Annotated in this window: 16 protein-coding genes; 13 read left to right on the forward strand and 3 right to left on the reverse strand. The window is 74.5% G+C overall.

All coding sequences use genetic code 11. The features are described 5' to 3' along the window. Positions 1 to 98 precede the first annotated feature (98 nt). Entirely contained in the window at positions 99 to 1,055 is a 957-nt protein-coding gene (locus KSE_RS36600; protein ID WP_014140446.1) for a PDR/VanB family oxidoreductase, read from the forward strand. A gap of 49 nt (positions 1,056 to 1,104) precedes the next feature. Here KSE_RS36600 and KSE_RS36605 read toward each other — a convergent pair whose 3' ends face one another. Then, a complete protein-coding gene (locus KSE_RS36605) occupies positions 1,105 to 1,917 on the reverse strand; it encodes a PaaX family transcriptional regulator (protein ID WP_014140447.1) in 813 nt (270 codons plus the stop codon). Positions 1,918 to 2,041: 124 nt separating this feature from the next. Here KSE_RS36605 and KSE_RS36610 point away from each other — a divergent pair, with 124 nt between their 5' ends. The 6 genes from KSE_RS36610 to KSE_RS36635 all read left to right on the forward strand — a co-directional run bounded on the left by KSE_RS36610 (position 2,042) and on the right by KSE_RS36635 (position 9,124). Beyond that, positions 2,042 to 2,944 (forward strand): SDR family oxidoreductase, encoded by a 903-nt coding sequence (locus tag KSE_RS36610; protein ID WP_014140448.1) that lies wholly within the window; start codon positions 2,042 to 2,044, stop codon positions 2,942 to 2,944. A gap of 14 nt (positions 2,945 to 2,958) precedes the next feature. After that, positions 2,959 to 3,852: a 4-hydroxyphenyl-beta-ketoacyl-CoA hydrolase gene (locus KSE_RS36615; protein WP_014140449.1), complete on the forward strand. Its 894-nt coding sequence runs from the start codon at positions 2,959 to 2,961 to the stop codon at positions 3,850 to 3,852. A gap of 21 nt (positions 3,853 to 3,873) precedes the next feature. After that, positions 3,874 to 5,373: an acyl-CoA synthetase gene (locus KSE_RS36620; protein ID WP_014140450.1), complete on the forward strand. Its 1,500-nt coding sequence runs from the start codon at positions 3,874 to 3,876 to the stop codon at positions 5,371 to 5,373. Positions 5,374 to 5,421: 48 nt separating this feature from the next. After that, entirely contained in the window at positions 5,422 to 5,877 is a 456-nt protein-coding gene (locus KSE_RS36625) for a MaoC family dehydratase (protein WP_014140451.1), read from the forward strand. A gap of 311 nt (positions 5,878 to 6,188) precedes the next feature. Continuing rightward, the gene (locus tag KSE_RS36630; protein WP_014140452.1) at positions 6,189 to 7,760 is read left to right on the forward strand and encodes an MFS transporter; all 1,572 of its coding nucleotides are present in this window, start codon (positions 6,189 to 6,191) and stop codon (positions 7,758 to 7,760) included. Between the two features lie 410 nt (positions 7,761 to 8,170). Next, positions 8,171 to 9,124, forward strand: coding sequence for a hypothetical protein (locus tag KSE_RS36635; RefSeq protein ID WP_014140453.1), 954 nt, complete (start codon positions 8,171 to 8,173; stop codon positions 9,122 to 9,124). Between the two features lie 108 nt (positions 9,125 to 9,232). On the opposite strand, the gene KSE_RS36640 is transcribed toward KSE_RS36635, so the two are convergent. Further along, positions 9,233 to 9,949 carry a hypothetical protein gene (locus tag KSE_RS36640; RefSeq protein WP_014140454.1) on the reverse strand — a complete coding sequence of 239 codons (717 nt, stop codon included), beginning with the start codon at positions 9,947 to 9,949 and terminating at the stop codon, positions 9,233 to 9,235. A 111-nt stretch (positions 9,950 to 10,060) separates the two neighbouring features. Here KSE_RS36640 and KSE_RS36645 point away from each other — a divergent pair, with 111 nt between their 5' ends. Beyond that, positions 10,061 to 10,495, forward strand: a complete 435-nt coding sequence (locus KSE_RS36645; RefSeq protein ID WP_014140455.1) for an Hsp20/alpha crystallin family protein — start codon at positions 10,061 to 10,063, stop codon at positions 10,493 to 10,495. Between the two features lie 156 nt (positions 10,496 to 10,651). Here KSE_RS36645 and KSE_RS36650 read toward each other — a convergent pair whose 3' ends face one another. Continuing rightward, positions 10,652 to 11,683 (reverse strand): LacI family DNA-binding transcriptional regulator, encoded by a 1,032-nt coding sequence (locus KSE_RS36650; RefSeq protein WP_014140456.1) that lies wholly within the window; start codon positions 11,681 to 11,683, stop codon positions 10,652 to 10,654. A gap of 446 nt (positions 11,684 to 12,129) precedes the next feature. On the opposite strand from KSE_RS36650, the gene KSE_RS36655 reads away from it, so the two are divergent. From KSE_RS36655 to KSE_RS36675, 5 genes are all read left to right on the forward strand, one after another. Continuing rightward, positions 12,130 to 13,113 carry an ABC transporter substrate-binding protein gene (locus tag KSE_RS36655; RefSeq protein WP_014140457.1) on the forward strand — a complete coding sequence of 328 codons (984 nt, stop codon included), beginning with the start codon at positions 12,130 to 12,132 and terminating at the stop codon, positions 13,111 to 13,113. A 68-nt stretch (positions 13,114 to 13,181) separates the two neighbouring features. Further along, positions 13,182 to 14,702 carry a sugar ABC transporter ATP-binding protein gene (locus KSE_RS36660; protein WP_014140458.1) on the forward strand — a complete coding sequence of 507 codons (1,521 nt, stop codon included), beginning with the start codon at positions 13,182 to 13,184 and terminating at the stop codon, positions 14,700 to 14,702. Beyond that, positions 14,699 to 15,781: an ABC transporter permease gene (locus tag KSE_RS36665; protein WP_033259546.1), complete on the forward strand. Its 1,083-nt coding sequence runs from the start codon at positions 14,699 to 14,701 to the stop codon at positions 15,779 to 15,781. The genes KSE_RS36660 and KSE_RS36665 overlap by 4 nt, the downstream gene beginning before the upstream one ends. Beyond that, complete coding sequence (yjfF, locus tag KSE_RS36670; RefSeq protein WP_014140460.1) at positions 15,778 to 16,749, forward strand: galactofuranose ABC transporter, permease protein YjfF; 972 nt, start codon at positions 15,778 to 15,780, stop codon at positions 16,747 to 16,749. Before KSE_RS36665 ends, yjfF begins: the two co-directional genes overlap by 4 nt. A gap of 259 nt (positions 16,750 to 17,008) precedes the next feature. Next, positions 17,009 to 18,727, forward strand: coding sequence for a ribulokinase (locus tag KSE_RS36675; RefSeq protein ID WP_014140461.1), 1,719 nt, complete (start codon positions 17,009 to 17,011; stop codon positions 18,725 to 18,727). The last annotated feature ends 5 nt before the right edge of the window (positions 18,728 to 18,732 follow it).

Raw genomic sequence — 18,732 nt, forward strand, 5'->3', positions numbered from 1 at the left:
GCCCCCGGGCGCCGGGTGTACCGCGTCGACTGGCTGCCCGGCGGCGACGTGCTCGACCACCCCCGGCACGCCGCCCCGCCGCCGGAAGGAGCACGGCCGTGACCGCGCCCGAACCGACCCTGGCACTGGTCGTCACCGGCCGCCGGACCGAGGCCGAGGGCGTCGTCTCGCTCACCCTGGCCCGCCCCGACGGCGGCCCGCTGCCCGGCTGGACCCCCGGCGCCCACCTCGACCTGCTGCTCGGCGACGGGCTGGAACGCCAGTACTCGCTGTGCGGCGACCCGGCCGAGACCGCCGCCTGGACGGTCGCCGTGCTGCGCGAGGCCGGCGGGCGCGGCGGCTCGGTCCGCGTCCACGACACGCTGCACCCGGGCGCGGCCGTCCGGGCGCGCGGGCCGCGCAACCACTTCGCGCTGCGGCCCGCCCCGCGCTACCTGTTCGTCGCGGGCGGCATCGGGATCACCCCGCTGGTGCCGATGCTCGCCGCCGCCGAGGCGGCCGGCGCCGACTGGCGCCTGCTCTACACCGGCCGCGCCCGCGCCGCGATGGCCTTCGCCGGGCAGCTCGCCGACCGCTACGGGCCGCGCGTCCTGCTCCACCCCCGGGACGAGACGGGCCGCCCCGACCTGGCCGCCCACCTCGACGCGCTGGACGAGGCCGCCGAGGTCTACTGCTGCGGCCCCCGCCCGCTGCTGGCGGCCGTCGAACGGCACCGCGAGCGCACCGGCCGGCGGCCCGCCCGGGTCGAGCGGTTCCAGCCGCGCGAGCCGGCCGGGGCCGGGCCGGACCGGGCCTTCACCGTGCTGCTGGCCCGCTCCGGGCGCACCCTGACCGTCCCGGCGGACGCCTCGGTGCTCGACACCGTCCGCGCGGCGGGCGTCGAGGTGCTCTACTCCTGCGAGCGGGGCACCTGCGGGACGTGCGAGACCGACGTCCTGGACGGCCGCCCCGACCACCGGGACGCGCTGCTCACCGAGGCGGAGCGGGCGGAGTCCGCCAGCATGATGGTCTGCGTCTCGCGCTGCCTGGGGGAGCGGCTCGTCCTCGACCTGTGAGGCCCCCGGCCGCCGGAGCGGTGCCCCCGGCCGCCGGGCCGGGGCGCGCTCAGCCGGTGGGGACGGTCTCCATCAGCCGGGCGGCCTCCCGGCCGGCCGCCGCGGCGACCTCCCGGGCGATGGCGCGGAACAGCTCCTCGGCCGGGATGGCCGGCCAGTCGGCCGGGAGGTGCTCGGCGGGCAGGTGCGGGTCGCGCCGGACGAGTTCCAGCCAGTCGGTGTGCAGCAGCAGTTGGCGCCGCAGCGGGTCGTCGGGCCGGTCGGCGGGGCCGCTCCAGCGCTCCAGGAACGCCCGGTAGCCGGCGGCGATGGCCCCGGTGTCGAAGGCGGTCTCCACCACCTGGGCGACCTCGGTCGGTTCGAGCACCGTGCCGCGGAAGACCCGCAGGTGGGCGTCCAGGCCGAGGTCGCCGAGCAGCGCGGCCACGTCCGCCTCGCCCGGGGCTACCCACAGGCCGTTCTGCAGCGGCCCGAAGCCGCCCCAGGTCAGCCGGGAGCGCAGGTCGTGCCGCTGGCGGCGCCACGCCTCCGGCAGCGAGAACCCGACCAGCGTCCACTGCCCCCGCCAGTGCCGGTTGACCGCGCCGGTGCTCCAGACCCGGTCGTGCCCGTCGCGCAGGACGGCCACGGCCCGGGGGGTCAGTCCGAAGTACATCCGGCGCCCCTGCCGGTGCCGGTCGAGCAGGCCGCGGTTGACCATCCGGGTCAGCGTGGAGCGGACCGCCTCCTCGGTGACGCCGACCCGCTCGAAGATCTCGATGACGCAGCCGGAGGAGAGCGCCACGTCCCGGCCCAGGACGTGGATGCCGAAGAAGGTGAGCGTCAGGGACTGGGGGCGCGGGGCGGGGTCGAGATCGATCACGGGCCCAGCCTAGGACCCCGGCCGGGGCGGCCGGGGCGGGGACCGCAATATCGGGCAACATCTTGACGGCCATCACGAACCTGCCTAGGTTGAGGCCGGTTCCACCCCTCGAAGGAGAAGCACCATGGATCTGAACGGCAAGGTCGCCGTGGTCACCGGCGGCGGACGCGGCCTCGGACTCGCCTACGCCAAGGCGCTCGCCGCCGCCGGCGCGGCGGTCGTGGTCAACGACCTGGACGCGGAGGCGGCCGCCGGCGCGGTGGAGGAGATCGGGGCGGCCGGCGGCCGGGCGGTCGCCGAGGTCGGCGCGGTCGGCACGGCGGAGACCGCCGAGGCGCTGGTCGCGCGGGCGGTGGACGCCTTCGGCCGGCTGGACGCGATGGTCACCAACGCGGGCGTGCTGCGCGACCGGGTGCTGTGGAAGATGTCCGACGAGGACTTCGACACCGTCGTCCGGGTGCACCTGCGCGGCACCTTCACCTGCGTGCGCGCCGCCGTGGCCCGGATGCGCGAGCAGGGCGGGGGCGGCCGCGTCATCGTGGCCGGCTCCCCGGCGGGCCAGCGCGGCAACTTCGGCCAGACCAACTACGCCGCCGCCAAGGCCGGCATCGCCGCCATGGTCCGCACCTGGGCGATGGAGCTGGCCAAGGCGGGCATCACCGCCAACGCGGTGATCCCGGTCGCCGCCACCGCGATGACCAGGACCATCCCCGCCTTCGCCCCGCACGTCGACGCGCTGGAGCGGCACGGCACCCCGCTGCCGGACGCCCTGCGCAAGGGCGAGGGCTTCGGCACCCCCGAGGACGTCGCCTCCCTGGTCGTCTACCTGGCCTCCGACGCCGCCGCGGCCGTCACCGGCCAGTGCGTCGGCATCGGCGGCGACAAGCTCGCCCTGTGGTCGCACCCGCAGGAGGTGTCGGTCGCCTACGCGGACGGCGGCTGGAGCGCCGACGCGATCGCCGCGGCCTGGCCGGTGACGGTCGGACGGGTGCCCGAGACCTACGGCATCCCCGCCCCGCGGATCTGAGCGGCGGCCGCCCGATGAGCCCCCAGCAGCCCCGCCCGTCGCTCGACGACCTGGTCGCGATCGACGTCCACACCCACGCCGAGGTCTCCGCGAGCGGGCACGGCTCGCTCTCCGCGGAGCTCGACGCCGCGGCCGGCGCCTACTTCCACGCCGGGCACCGCCGCCCGACCCTGCCGGAGATCGCCGCCCACTACCGCGAGCGGAGGATGGCCTGCGTGGTCTTCACGGTCGACGCGGAGGCCGCCACCGGCACCCCGGCCGTCCCCAACGAGGAGGTCGCCGAGGCCGCCCGCCGCGACCCCGACGTGATCATCCCGTTCGCCAGCATCGACCCGTACAAGGGCCGCGCCGGGGTGCGCCAGGTGCGCCGCCTGGTGGAGGAGTTCGGCGTCCGCGGCTTCAAGTTCCACCCCAACGTGCAGGCGTTCTTCCCGAACGACCGGCTCGCCTACCCGCTGTACGAGGCGATCGAGGAGGCCGGCGCGATCGCGGTCTTCCACACCGGGCAGACCGGCATCGGCGCCGGCGCGCCCGGCGGCGGGGGCATCCGGCTGAAGTACTCGAACCCGATGCTGGTGGACGACGTCGCGGCGGACTTCCCCGGGATGCCGATCGTCCTGGCCCACCCGTCCTTCCCCTGGCAGGACGAGGCGCTGGCGGTGGCCACCCACAAGCCGCAGGTGTACATCGACCTGTCCGGCTGGTCGCCGAAGTACTTCCCGCCGCAGCTGGTGAAGTACGCCAACAGCCTGCTCCAGGACAAGGTGCTGTTCGGCTCCGACTACCCGCTCATCAGTCCGGACCGCTGGCTCGCCGACTTCGCGCAGCTGCCGATCAAGGACGAGGTGCGGCCGAAGATCCTCAAGCAGAACGCCGCCCGCCTGCTCGGCCTCGACCGGCAGCAGTGACGCAGACGGAGGTCTCCCGCGTTGTACGACGACGGCATCGGCTCCTGGCCCGCCCGGCGGGCCCGCAAGACACCGCACCGCACCGCCCTGGTCCACGAGGGGCGGCGCACCAGCTACGCCGAGCTGCACCGCAGGTCCGGCCGGCTGGCCCGGCTGCTGCACCTGCGGGGGGTGCGCCGCGGCGACCGGGTCGCCTTCCTCGGCCCCAACCACCCCGCCTTCCTCGAAGCCCTGTTCGCCGCCGGGCGGCTGGGCGCCGTGTTCGTCCCGCTCAACACCCGGCTGGCCCCGCCGGAACTGCGCTACCAGCTCCGCGACAGCGGCAGCTCCCTGCTGCTGGCGGTCCGCCAGGACGCCGGCCTGCTGGCGGAACTGGCCGCGGACACCGCGGTGTGGGAGACCGAGGGCGCGCGGTACGAGGCCCTGCTCGCGGACGCCGCCGGGGAACCGCCGGACCTGCCGGTGGCCCACGACGACCTGTGCATGATCATGTACACCTCGGGGACCACCGGCCGCCCCAAGGGCACCCTGCTCACCCACGGCAACATCGTCTGGAACAGCCTCAACGTGGTGGTCGACACCGACCTCGCCGGCGACGAGGTCACCCTGGTCAGCGCGCCGCTGTTCCACACCGCCGCGCTCAACATGACCTGCCTGCCGACCCTGCTCAAGGGCGGCACCGCCGTCCTGGAGTCCGCCTTCGACGCCGAGCGCACCCTCGCGCTGGTCCGGGAGCTCGGGATCACCTGCCTGTTCGGCGTCCCGGCGATGTACGACGAGATGACCCGGGCACCCGGCTGGGCCGCGGCCGACCTCGGCAGCCTGCGCACCCTGATGTGCGGCGGCGCGCCGGTGCCCGCCCGCACCATCCGCGCCTACCTCGACCGCGGCCTGGCCTTCGTCCAGGGCTACGGCATGACCGAGGCGGCGCCCGGCGTGCTGCTGCTCGACCGGGCGGACGCCCTGGAGCGGGCCGGCACCGCCGGCGTGCCGCACTTCTTCACCGACGTCCGCCTGCTCGACCCGGCGGGCCGGGAGGTCGGCCCGGGCGAACCCGGCGAGGTGGTGGTCAGCGGGCCCAACGTCACCCCCGGCTACTGGGGACTGCCCGCGGAGACCGCGGACTCCTACCACGACGGCCGGTGGTTCCGCTCCGGCGACGTGGCCGTCCGGGACGAGGACGGCTACGTCCGGCTGGTCGACCGCCTCAAGGACATGATCATCTCCGGCGGGGAGAACATCTACCCCGCCGAGGTGGAGGACGCCCTGCTCGAACACCCCGCCGTCGCCGAGTGCGCCGTGTTCGGCGTCCCCGACGAGAAGTGGGGCGAAGTGGGCCGCGCCGTCGTGGTGCTGGAACCCGGCGCCGCCGCGAGTGCCGAGGAGGTCCTCGCCCACCTGGACGGCCGACTGGCCCGCTACAAGATCCCCAAATCCGTCCGCTTCACCGACGCGCTGCCCCGCAGCGGCGCGGGCAAGCTCCTCAAGGGGCCGCTCCGCACCGCCCACGGGCACGCCTGACCAGCCCCCTCCCCGCGCCCCCGCGCGCCCGTCCGGAAGGACCCCCACGTGCCCCGCACCGTCCACGGCCTCACCGACCTGCTCGCCCTCGGCGGCACCGACCTCGGCCACAGCCAGTGGCTGGGGATCGCCCAGGACCGGGTGAACACCTTCGCCGACGCCACCGGCGACCACCAGTGGATCCACACCGACCCCGAACGCGCCGCCGCCGGCCCGTTCGGCACCCCGATCGCCCACGGCTACCTGACGCTCTCGCTGCTGATCCCGCTGTGGAGCGAACTGCTGGAGGTCGAGGGCGTCACCACCAAGGTCAACTACGGCCTGAACAAGGTCCGCTTCCCCTCCCCGGTCACGGTCGGGTCCAAGATCCGCGTCCACGGGGCGATCGCCTCGGTCGCGGAGGTGAAGGGCGGCGCCGAGGTGACCGTCGACCTGACCGTCGAGATCGACGGCGGGGCCAAGCCCGCGGCCGTGGCCCAGGCCGTCTACCGCTTCTACGCCTGAGCGCGGCTTCCGCGCCCGGGTGCCGCTTCCACGCCCGGGTACTGCTTCCACGCCCGGAACGGCGCGAGCCGCCACCCCCTCGCCGGGGTGGCGGCTCGCGCCGTTCCGGCGGTCGGGCGGCCGATCGCGACCAATGCCGTGCATATTATTGACGGCCGACAAAGAGCAGCCCTAGATTCGCCGCACGGCCGGTACGCCCGCGCCGCCCCCGCGCCGCCCCCGGGCCGCCCCTTCCGTGCGAACGCCCGAACTCCGCCCCCGCCTCCGGCGCCGGCCCCCGCTCGTCCCCCTCCCCCCCAGGAGAAGCCCCCATGTCCACCACCACCCGCCCGTCCGCGCCCGCCGCCCAGGGCAGGCCGGTCCTCCGGCGCGGCACCCTGATCGCCGGCCTGCTCGCCGTCTGCACGGCCCAGATCGGCCTGGCCATCCCGGCCACCCTCAACGGCCTCTTCCAGAGCCAACTGCACCCCGTCGGCTCGCAGTTGACCTGGATCTCGGACGCCTTCCTGCTGCCGGTCGCGGTGCTGGAGCTGACCTTCGGCCTGCTCGGCGACCTGCTGGGCCGCAAGCGGCTGCTGGTCGGCGGAGCCGCCCTGCTGGCCGTCGGCGAGATCGTCAGCGCCACCGCCTCCGGCATCCACCAGCTCTGGGCCGGCCAGGCCCTGGCCGGCCTGGGCGCCGCCGCGCTCTTCCCGACCTCGCTGGCGATCCTCGCCGCCGGCGCCGCCTCCACCGCCGAACGGGCCCGGGTCGTCGCGCTGTGGGCCGCCCTGCTCTCCACCGGCGGCTTCGTCGCCCCGCTGATCGGCGGCGTCACCGCCACCCACGGTTCCTGGCGCTGGGCCTTCGTGATCGTCACCCTGATCGGCACGGCCAGCGCCCTGACCAGTGCCTTCCTCGCCGACGAGTCCCGCGCCCCCGAAGGCCGCTCGCTCGACCTGCCCGGCCAACTCACCATCGGCGTCGGCCTGTTCGCCCTGCTCTACGCGATCGTCCAGGGCCCCGAGGACGGCTGGACCTCCACCCCCGTGCTCGCCGCCTTCGCCCTCGCCGTCCTCGGCCTGGCCGGCTTCGTCGTCGCCGAACTGCGCTCCGCCTCCCCGCTGCTGCGCCTCGACCTGTTCCGCAACCGCTCCTTCGCGGTCGCCTCCGTCATCGCCGTGGTCGGCATGTTCAGCTTCCTCGGCACCGCCTACTCGGTCAGCATCCGGCTCGGCCCCGTCCAGGAACTGCCCCCCATGCGCACCGCCACGGCCTTCCTGCTGCTCAACGGCATCGCCCTGGCCATGCTGCCGGTCACCCGCCGGCTGCTGAACACGGTGGCCCCGCGCCTGCTGCTCGGCTCCGGCCTGCTGCTGATCGCGGCCGGCAACTACTGGGCGGCCGCCCTGCCGGTCCACGACCACTCCTTCGCCCCGCTGATCGCCCCGCTCGCCCTGGTCGGCCTCGGCTTCGCCGTCACCGTCTCCTCCGTCACCGCCACCGCCGTCACCACCGTGCCCCCGCACCTGGCCGGCATGGCCAGCGCCACCACCAACCTGCTGCGCGACTTCGGCTTCACCCTGGGTCCCGCCGTGATCGGCGCGATCGCCCTCAGCCGGGCCGGCGACCACTTCACCACCGCCCTCGGCGCCTCCGACCTGCCCGCCCCGCTCAAGGGCGCGGGCGCCGCGATCCTGGAAGAGGGCGGCCCGCTCGCCGTCAACGGCGCCTCGAAAGCGCCCAAGCTCGCCGCCCTGCACCCGCTCGCCGAGAGCGCGCTCGGGGCCGGCTACTCGGTCGGCTTCGTGGTCTGCGGCTGCGCCGCGCTCTTCTCCGCCCTCCTCGCGCTGCTGGCCCTGCGCGGCCGCGCCGCGGACGGGGAGCCGGTCCCCGTCCACTGACCGCCGACCCGACCCCACCCTGTTGGAGCCCCCGCCATGAGCCGACCCACCCGTTCGTCCCGTTCGTCCCGTTCGCCGCCACCGCCCCGGCGGCCGCCGCCACCGCGTCCACCCACTACAGCGGCACCCTGGCGGACGGTGCGACCTGGATCGCCGACAAGCCCGCGCAGTGGAACGGCGTCCTGCTGCTGTTCAGCCACGGCTTCGGCCCGCTCACCGCCGCCGACGCCCCCTCCGACGCCGTCCGGGACCGGCTGCTCGCCGAGGGCTACGCGCTGGCCGGCTCCTCCTACGACCCGAACGGCTCGGCCTGGGCGCTGAACTCCGCCGAACGCGACCAGTTCGCCACCGTCACCGCGTTCGGCGACACCGCGGGCCGGCCGGCGCACGTCGTCTCGGTCGGGCTCTCGATGGGCGGCCTGGTCAACGCCCAGATCGCCCGCGACGGCGCCGGCCGGATCGACGGCGCGCTGAACCTGTGCGGACTCGTCGCCGGCGGCGTCGACCTGGAGGACTACCAGCTCGACGCCGAGTACGCGCTGGCCTGGTTCTTCGACCGCGCCGACCTGCCGCTGCTGGTCGACCTGCCCAGCCAGGCCGCCGCCTCCGCACTGGCCGACCGGCTCACCGCCGCCGTCGCCGCCGCCCAGCAGACCCCGGCCGGACGGGCCAGGATCGCCCTCGCCGCCGCCTACCTCAACCAGTCGGCCTGGGCCCCAGGCCAGGCCCCGCCCGCCCCCACCGACCACGCCGAGCAGGAGCACCAGCAGTACCAGTGGCTCCGGCAGGGACTGCTGTCCTTCATCGTCCCCGGCCGCTACGCCGTCGAGCGGTCCGCTGGCGGCAACCCCTCCTCCACCGAGGGCGTCGACTACACCGACCTGCTCGGCAGGTCCTGGCACGCCGACGAGGTCCGCGCCCTGTACGCCGCGGCCGGCCTCGACCCGAAGGCCGACACCGCCGCGCTCACCGCGCACGCCGACATCACCGGCTCCGCCACCGCCCGGGCCAACCTGACCGCCAGCTCCACCGTCGCCTCGCTCGGCGTCCCGATGCTCTCCCTGCACACCACCTCCGACCAGCTCGTCCCGGTCGAGCAGGAGAACGCCTACGCCGCCCGGATCCGGGCCGCGGGCGACAACAGCCTGCTGCGGCAGGCGTTCGTCGCCCGGCAGGGGCACTGCAACTTCACCACCGCCGAGATCGTGGCCGGCCTGCACGCCCTGGAGCAGCGCCTGACCACCGGCTCCTGGAGCAACGCCGCCACCCCCGAGTCCCTCCAGGCCCGCGCCACCGCGCTCGGCCTGGGCGGCGCCGCCTTCGTCGACTGGAAGCCCTCCGCGCTGTCCGGCATCCGCCGCTGACCCGGCCCCGCCCGCCCGTCCACCCGTCGCCCCACCGGTCGGCGGGCGGACGGGCGCTCGGATGTTCGGGGCGCTCGGGGCGCTCGGGGCGTTAGGGGGTGCGGGCGCTCAGGCGCGGCGCCGGTTGCTGGCGGCGCGGAGGTCGCCGGTGCGGTCGGCGAGGGCGTCCAGGCGGGCGGCCAACTCGGCCTGTCCGCTGCCCAGGTGGGGGCGCAGCTCGGTGAGCGGAGCGAGGAGGTCGGCCGCGTCGGCCGTCCCGAGGGCGGCCGCGAGGGTCTCCTGGGCCGGGCGCGCGTCCGGGCCGAGCCCGGCCGCCCCGAGTCGGGCGGCCAGGACGCGCAGCTCGGCGGCGTGCTCGCGGGCCCAGGCGGAGACGGCCCGGTCGGCGGCCCGGTGGTCGCGCACCGCCTTGACGCGCTCCGCGCCCGTTCCCGGAGCGCCCGTTCCCGCAGCGCCCGTCCCCGCCGCTCCCTCCCCGGCGCGGCGCAGCCGCAGGTAGCGGTTCTCGGCGGCCTGGCGACTGCCCACCCCCATCGGGTGGGCGAGGTCGGCCCAGGTGGCGCCGTCCGCGCGGGCGCTCTCCACCAGCCCGGCCTCCCAGCCCGCGAGCCGGGCCCGCAGTTCGCGCAGCAGCAGCAGGGCGTCCAGGGCCGCTGCCGGATCGCCCGGCTGCTCGCGCTGCTCGGGCTGGGCCGGGGACCCGGGTGCACCGGCGCGGTGGACGGCCTCCTCGATGGCGGCCAGGGCCGCGACGGCGGCGACCGGCGAGACCGGTCGGCCGGCCCCGCCGAAGGGGGTGTGGGGTGGCGTCGGCTTCTCGCTCATGGCGTCATCCTAACAATGACGTCGCACCTTTGTCATCGAGTGGACGACGTGCTACAACGGTCACAGGTGATGTGCACCGGCACCCTTTGATCCCACAGGAGGTGTTTCGCGATGCTGCTGCGCACCGACCCGTTCCGCGAACTCGACCGTCTCACCCAGCAGTTCACGGGTGCGAACGGCACCTGGTCGCGTCCGGCCCCGATGCCCCTGGACGCCTACCGGGCCGGCGACGAGTACGTGATCCACTTCGACCTGCCGGGAGTCGACCCGGACGCGATCGACGTCGACGTCGAACGGAACATGCTGACCGTCAAGGCCGAGCGCCGCCCCCACCCGCAGGCCGAGGACGTCAAGTGGGAGCTCGTGGAGCGCCCCCTCGGCGTCTTCTCGCGCCAGGTGATGCTCTCCGACACCCTCGATCCCGAGGGCATCACCGCGGACTACGACCAGGGCGTGCTGACGCTCCGCATCCCGGTCGCGGAGAAGGCCAAGCCCCGCAAGGTGGCCGTCGGTCGCAGCGGGGCCCGCAAGCAGATCCGCGCCTGACCCCGCCCCACGCGACCGGCCCACCGCGCCGGACTCTCCGTCCGCCGCGGCCGCACCGCCGCCACCCGCACCCCCCCCGGGGGGTGCGGGTACGCGTCGTGCCGCCGACCGCGCCGGATCCCCGCGCCGCGTCACTCCCGCAGGGTCCGCCGGGGGTCAGCCGCGGTGGGCCGGTCCCGTGCTGCGGCGCAGCACCAGTTCGGGGGCGATCTGGACGCGGGTGAGCGGGTGCGCGCTGCCGCCGAGTTCGGCGACCAGCAACTCCAGGGCGCGGCGGCCTAGTTCGCCGAAGTCCTGGCGGACGGTGCTGAGCGGCGGGATGAAGTAGGCGGCCTCGGGGATGTCGTCGAAGCCGACCACGCTGAGGTCGCCGGGCACCGGCCGGCCGGCCTCGTGCAGGGCGCGCAGCAGTCCGAGGGCCATGTGGTCGTTGGCGCAGAAGACGGCGGTGACGTCGGCCAGCCGGGCGATCCGCTGCCCGGCCTCGTAGCCGGACCGGGCGCTCCAGTCGCCGAGCGCCGGGGCGGGGGGCCGCAGGCCGGCCGTCTCCAGGGCCAGCCGCCAGCCCTCCTGGCGGTCCTGGCTCTCCAGCCAGCCGGCCGGGCCGGCCAGGTGGTGGACGGTGCGGTGGCCGAGGTCGAGCAGGTGCCGGGTGGCGGCCTCCGCGCCGGAGCGGTTGTCGACGGTGACGGTCGGGATGCTGGAGCGGGCGCCGGAGCCGACCGCGACCACCGGCACCGAGCTGGAGAGTTTGGCGACGGCGCTGACGGCCGAGGTCTGCGGGGCGATCACCACGACCCCCTCGACGCCCTGGTCGCGGAGCCGGTCGACCGCCTCCTGGACGGAGCGGCTGTCCAGTGAGCGCAGGCTGGCGACGCTGACGAAGTACCCGGCGCTGCGGGCGGCGCGCTCGATGCCGTCCAGCATCGAGGCGGGCCCGTACAGGGTGGACTCGAAGCTGACCACGCCGAGGGTCTGCGAGCGGCGGGTGACCAGGGCGCGGGCCGCCGAGTTGGGGCGGTAGTCGAGTTCCCGGATGGCCGCGAGCACCCGTTCCCGGGTGCCGGGGCGGACGTGCGGGGCGCCGTTGAGGACCCGGGACACCGTCTGGTGCGACACCCCGGCGAGTTTCGCGACGTCCGCCATGACGGGCTGCCGCGTCTCCGGGCCGGCCGTTTCGGTCTCCACCGTCTCCCACTCCTCACCGACCGCGAAGGCGTTCCGGGCGCGGCCGGTCCGCCCCGTGCGGTGCGGGGGGAGCGGTGGTGGCGTCGCGCGCCGGTGGTCCGGGAATCGTACCCGCTGTTCCTGTTAGCGCTCACAATCGGTCGGGAACCGGGGCTCCGGGGCGCGTCGGGGCCCCGACCTGCGGAAAGGGCGTCCGGTGCCGCTCGAGTGGGGTCCGACGCCGGTCAAGATTGGGTAACGGGCGGTGCCGCGGGTTGTCGAGCCCGAATGTGAGCGCTAACAATCTCCCTCAAGCGAAACGGCGCCGCTACATCCCGTTCACACGGACGAGACGGCGTGCGCCCTCCCCGGTCGCGCCCTGCCCCGGTCGTCTCGCTCCTCACCCCCGTGAACGCGGGCCGGCCCCGCCGGCCGTGCGATCGACGATCCCGAGAGGAATTCCCCACATGTCCAAGAGAGCTGCGGCGGCCCTGGTCGCCGGCGCGATGGTCGCCGTCCTCACCGCCTGCGGTTCCGGCGGCGGCTCAGGCTCCGCCGACAAGGGTTCCGGCCACAAGCTCGTCGTGGGCTTCTCCCAGGTCGGCGCCGAGAGCGGCTGGCGCACCGCCAACACCAAGTCGGTCCAGGACGCGGCGAAGAAGGCCGGGATCGAGCTGAAGTTCTCCGACGCGCAGCAGAAGCAGGAGAACCAGATCAAGGCGATCCGCTCGTTCATCCAGCAGAAGGTCGACGTGATCGCCTTCTCGCCGGTGGTCGAGTCGGGCTGGGACACCGTCCTCAAGGAGGCCAAGGACGCGCACATCCCGGTCATCCTGACCGACCGCGCGGTCGACTCCAAGGACGAGTCGCTGTACGTCTCCTTCCTCGGCTCGGACTTCGTCGAGGAGGGCAAGAAGGCCGGTGACTGGCTGGTCAAGGAGTACGCGGCCGCCACCGGCGACGTGAACGTCGTCCAGCTGGAGGGCACCACCGGCTCCGCGCCCGCCAACGACCGCAAGTCCGGCTTCGCGGACGCCGTCAAGGGCCAGCCGAAGTTCAAGGTGGTCGCCTCGCAGACCGGTGACTTCACCCGCGCCAAGGGCAAGGAGGTCATGCAGGCGTTCCTGAAGTCCCAGCCGAAGATCGACGTGCTGTACGCGCACAACGACGACATGGCGCTGGGCGCGATCCAGGCGATCGAGGAGGCCGGCAAGAAGCCCGGCACCGACATCAAGATCGTCTCGGTGGACGGCGTCAAGGACGCCTTCACCGCGATGAGCCAGGGCAAGATCAACTACGACGTCGAGTGCAACCCGCTGCTCGGCGACCAGCTGATGGACCTGGCGAAGAAGGTCAAGGCCGGCGAGAGCGTGCCGCGCCGGATCAAGACCGAGGAGGGCACCTTCACCCCCGAGCAGGCCACCGCGGCCCTGCCCAACCGCCAGTACTGACCCGCCCCGACCGGCCGGGGCCGCCCCAGCGGCGGCCCCGCCCGGGAGAACACGAGAGGAGAACCGGGGTGCGGCAGCAACCGGTCCTGGAAGTCCGGGGGATCCGCAAGGAGTTCCCCGGGGTGGTGGCGCTGGACGGGGTCGACTTCCGGCTCTTCCCCGGCGAGGTGCACGCCCTGATGGGGGAGAACGGCGCCGGCAAGTCCACCCTGATCAAGGTGCTCACCGGCGTCTACCAGGCGGACGGCGGCGAGGTGGTGCTGGCCGGCGAGCGGGTCCGGGTCGCCGGGCCGCTCCAGGCCCAGCAGGCCGGCATCAGCACGGTCTACCAGGAGGTGAACCTCTGCCCGAACCTGTCGGTCGCGGAGAACGTCTTCATCGGCCGCGAACCCCGCCGGTTCGGCCTGATCGACTGGGCGGCGATGCGCCGCCGGGCCGCCGAGCTCGTCCGCGAACTCGACCTGGACATCGACGTCAGCGCGCCGCTGAACAGCTACTCCATCGCCGTCCAGCAACTGGTCGCGATCGTCCGCGCGGTCGACGTCTCCGCCAAGGTGCTGATCCTGGACGAGCCGACCTCCAGCCTGGACCGCGACGAGGTGCGCCGGCTCTTCGCCGTCATGCGCCGACTGCGCGACCAGGGCGTGGCGATCCTGTTCGTCTCGCACTTCCTCGACCAGGTCTACGAGATCTGCGACCGGATGACCGTGCTGCGCAACGGCCGGCTGGAGGGCGAGTACCGCACCGGCGAGCTCGGCCAGGTCGAACTGGTCTCCCGGATGATCGGCGCCGAACTCGCCGGACTCGACCAGCTCGGCGGCGGCAAGCGGCGCGAGCGCACCGCCCGCACCGGCGAGGCGTTCCTGCGGGCCGACCGGCTGACCCGGCGCGGCGCCGTCGAACCGTACGACCTCGACATCCGCCCCGGCGAGGTGATCGGCCTGGCCGGACTGCTCGGCTCCGGCCGGACCGAGGCCGCCCGGCTGCTGTTCGGCGCCGACCAGAGCGACGGCGGCACGCTGCGGATCGAGGGCGCCGTCACCGCGCTGCGCGGCCCGCGCGACGCGATCGCCCACGGCATCGCGTTCTGCTCGGAGAACCGCAAGACCGAGGGCCTGGTCGGCGAACTGACCGTCCGGGAGAACATCGTCCTCGCCCTGCAGGCCGCCCGCGGCTGGCTCCGCCCGCTGTCGCGCACCGCCCAGGACGCGTACGCGCTGAAGTGGATCCGCGCCCTGGACATCCGTCCCGGCAACCCCGAGGCGCTGGTGCGCAACCTCAGCGGCGGCAACCAGCAGAAGGTGCTGCTGGCCCGCTGGCTGATCACCGACCCCAAGCTGCTGATCCTCGACGAGCCCACCCGCGGCATCGACATCGGCGCCAAGGCCGAGATCCAGAAACTGGTGGCGAACCTCGCCGAGGACGGCATGGCGGTGCTGTTCATCTCCGCCGAACTGGAGGAGGTGCTGCGGCTCAGCCACCGGATCGGCGTGCTGCGCGACCACCGGATGGTCGCCCAGCTCGACAACGACGGCGAGCTCACCCCGGAGCGCGTCATGGCCACCATCGCGAGCGGAGCGCACGCATGAACACGGCAGCAGCGGCGAGCCCGGTGAAGGCGGTGACCCGGTCCCGGCTGTTCTGGCCGGCCGCCGTGCTGGCGGTGCTCCTGGTCGCCAACCTCGCCTTCACCCCGGACTTCTTCGCCGTCCACGTCCGGGGCGGCCACCTCTACGGCTCGCTGATCGACATCCTGCACTTCGGCGCCCCGCTGATCCTGGTCGCGCTCGGCATGACCCTGGTGATCGCCACCGGCGGCATCGACCTCTCGGTCGGCTCCACCGTCGCGATCTCCGGCGCCCTGGCCTGCCTGCACATCAGCGAGTCCGCCGACCCGGGCGGCCTCGCCACCCTGCTGGGCGCCCTCGGCATCGCCCTGGGCACCGCACTGCTGCTCGGCGCGGTCAACGGCCTGCTGGTGGCCAAGGCCGGCGTCCAACCGATCATCGCCACCCTGATCCTGATGGTGGCCGGCCGCGGCGTCGCCCAGCTGATCACCGACGGCCAGATCATCACCGTCACCAGCGACCCGTACAAGATGATCGGCGGCGGCTACTGGCTGACCATGCCGTTCGCGATCCTGCTCAGCGCCGCCGTGGTGCTGGCCACCGTGCTGCTGACCCGCTCCACCGCGCTCGGCCTGCTGCTGGAGTCCGTCGGCGGCAACCCGGTGGCCAGCCGGCTGGTCGGCATCCGGGCGACCCGGCTGGTCGCCCTGGTCTACGTGTTCAGCGCGCTGTGCGCGGCGCTGGCCGGGCTGATGGTCTCCTCCAACGTCTCGGCCGCCGACGGCAACAACGCCGGCCTGTGGATCGAACTCGACGCCATCCTCGCCGTCGTGCTCGGCGGGACCTCGCTGAACGGCGGACGCTTCTCCCTCGGCGGCACCGTCCTGGGCGCGCTCATCATCCAGACCCTCTCCACCACCGTCTACACCATCGGCATCCCGCCCGAGACCACCCTGGTGTTCAAGGCGTTCGTGGTGATCGCGGTCTGCCTGATCCAGTCGCCCGCCTTCCGCGCCAAGCTCGCCGCCCGCGGCACCCGCACCCGGCGCACCACCCGGCCGCACGCCGCGGCCCCCACCAACCGGGAGGTCGGCGCGTGAACGCCAACGCCCTGCTGACCCGCCTGCGCGGGCAGATCCCGCTGCTGGTCACCGCAGTCCTGCTGGTGTCGATGTTCAGCGTCGGCTCGGCGCAGTACGACGGCTTCTTCTCCGGCCAGGTCGTGCTCAACCTGCTGATCGACAACGCCTTCCTGCTGGTCGTCGCGGTCGGCATGACCTTCGTGGTGCTCACCGGCGGCATCGACCTGTCGGTCGGCGCGGTGGTCGCGCTCTCCACCATGGTCTCCGCCTGGCTGGTCGAACAGCACGGCTGGCCGCCGCTGCTGGTGATCCCGCTGGTCCTGCTGATGGGCACCGCCGGCGGCTGGCTGATGGGCTGGATCATCCACGTCTTCGAGATCCAGCCGTTCATCGTCACCCTGGCCGGCATGTTCCTGGCCCGCGGCCTGTGCTACACCATCAGCGTCGAGTCGATCTCCATCACCGACCCGCAGTACACCGCGATGGCGCAGACCCGGATCCCGCTCGGCGACCTCTTCGTCTCGCCCAGCGCGCTGATCGCCCTGCTGGTGGTCGCCGCCGGCTTCGTCGTCCTGCACCACACCCGGCTCGGCCGCAACGTGTACGCGCTCGGCGGCAGCGAGCAGTCCGCGCTGCTGATGGGCCTGCCCGTCCAGCGCACCAAGACCGCCGTGTACGCGATCAGCGGCTTCTGCTCCGCGCTCGGCGGCGTGCTGCTCACCTTCTACATGCTCTCCGGCTACGGCCTGCACGCCGTCGGCCTGGAACTCGACGCGATCGCCGCGGTCGTCATCGGCGGCACCCTGCTCACCGGCGGCTCCGGCTACCTGCTGGGCACCCTGCTCGGCGTGCTGGTGCTCGGCCTGATCCAGACCGTGATCAGCTTCCAGGGCACCCTCAGCTCCTGGTGGACCCGGATCGTGATCGGCGCCCTGCTGTTCGTCTTCATCGTCCTGCAGCGCCTGATCACCGCCCGCCGCCCCTGACCGCCGGGCCCCGCCGCCTGCGCCGCGGGGCCCGCGGACCCAGCCCCCCGAACCCCGCCGCGCCGCCCGGCCCCACCCGCTTCCCGCCGGGCGGCCCGCGCGGATCCCGTCCGCCCTCCCGACGGGCGACGACGGGAACACCGGCCGGCCGCCGGCCCGCAACGGCGCGGAACCCGCCGGCGGCCGCCGCAGTCCACCACGCGCCACCCCCCCCGCCCCACCCCACGCCCCACCCCACGCCAAGGAAGAGACAGTGAGCTTGACTTCCCACCAAGACCGGGCGAACGAGCCGGAGAGCTACGTCGTCGGCATCGACTTCGGCACCCTGTCGGGGCGCGCGGTGGTGGTCCGGGTACGGGACGGCGAGGAGCTCGGCACCGCCGTGCACGCCTACCCGCACGCCGTGATCGAGGACCGCCTGCCCGGCACCGGCCGCCGCCTGCCCCCCGACTGGGCGCTCCAGCACCCCGAGGACTGGCGCGCGGTGCTGCGCACCGCCGTCCCCGCCGCGCTGGCCGCCGCCGGCGTCGACCCGGCCGCCGTGATCGGCGTCGCCACCGACTTCACCGCCTGCACCGTGCTGCCGACCCTGGCCGACGGCACCCCGCTGGCCGAGCTGCCCGCCTGGGCCGGACGCCCGCACGCCTGGCCGAAACTGTGGAAGCACCACGCCGCCCAGGGCCAGGCCGACCGGATCAACGCCCTGGCGCACGCCCGCGGCGAGAAGTGGATCCACCGCTACGGCGGCAAGATCTCCGCCGAGTGGCAGTACGCCAAGGCGCTCCAGGTGCTGGAGGAGGACGCCGAGGTCTACGCCGCCTGCGAGCGCTGGATCGAGGCCGCCGACTGGATCGTCTGGCAGCTCACCGGCACCGAGTCCCGCAACACCTGCACCGCCGGCTACAAGGGCATCTTCCAGGACGGCGGCTACCCGTCCGAGGAGTACCTGGCCGCCCTGCACCCCGGCTTCGCCGACTTCGCCCGCACCCGGCTCGAACACCCCGCCGGCCTCGCCCCGCTCGGCTCCCGGGCCGGCTCGCTGACCGCCGAGGCCGCCGCCTGGACCGGCCTGCCGGCGGGCATCGCGGTCGCCGCCGGCAACGTCGACGCCCACGTCGCCGCGCCCGCCGCGCAGGCCGTCGACAACGGCAAGCTGCTGGCGATCATGGGCACCTCCACCTGCCACGTCGTCAACGGCCCCGCCCCGGCCGACGTCCCCGGCATCTGCGGCGTCGTCGACGGCGGCATCGCCGAGGGCGCCTGGGGCTACGAGGCCGGCCAGTCCGCCGTCGGCGACATCTTCGCCTGGTGGCTGCGCCAGGGCCTGCCCGCCGACTACCTCGCCGAGGCCGAGGCCACCGGCGAGGACGCCCACCACCTGCTCACCCGCAAGGCCGCCGCCCAACCGGTCGGCGCGCACGGCCTGGTGGCCCTCGACTGGATGAACGGCAACCGCTCCACCCTGGTCGACCACCACCTCTCCGGCGTCATCGCCGGCCTCACCCTGGCCACCCGGCCGGAGGACGTCTACCGCGCCCTGCTGGAGGCCACCGCCTTCGGCGCCCGCACCATCGTCGAGGCCCTGGAGGACGGCGGCGTCCCCGTCGACGAGTTCGTCGTCACCGGCGGCCTGAAGAAGAACGCCCTGCTGATGCAGATCCACGCCGACGTGCTGCGCCGCCCGGTCTCGCTCGCCGTCTCCGAACAGGGCCCGGCCCTCGGCTCCGCCATCCACGCCGCCGTCGCCGCCGGCGCCCACCCGGACGTCCGCACCGCCGCCGCCGCGATGGGCCGCGTCCGGCGCCACGCCTACCTGCCCGACCCGGCCCGCGCCGACGCCTACGACGCCCTGTACGCCGAGTACCGCCTGCTGCACGCGCACTTCGGCACCGGGAACGACCTGCTGCTGCACCGCCTGCGGGCGATCCGCAACGCCGCGCTGGGCCACGCCGCCCCGAGCCACCACAGCGAGGACTGACACCC

Source organism: Kitasatospora setae KM-6054 (assembly GCF_000269985.1).
GTDB classification, from domain to species: Bacteria; Actinomycetota; Actinomycetes; order Streptomycetales; family Streptomycetaceae; genus Kitasatospora; species Kitasatospora setae.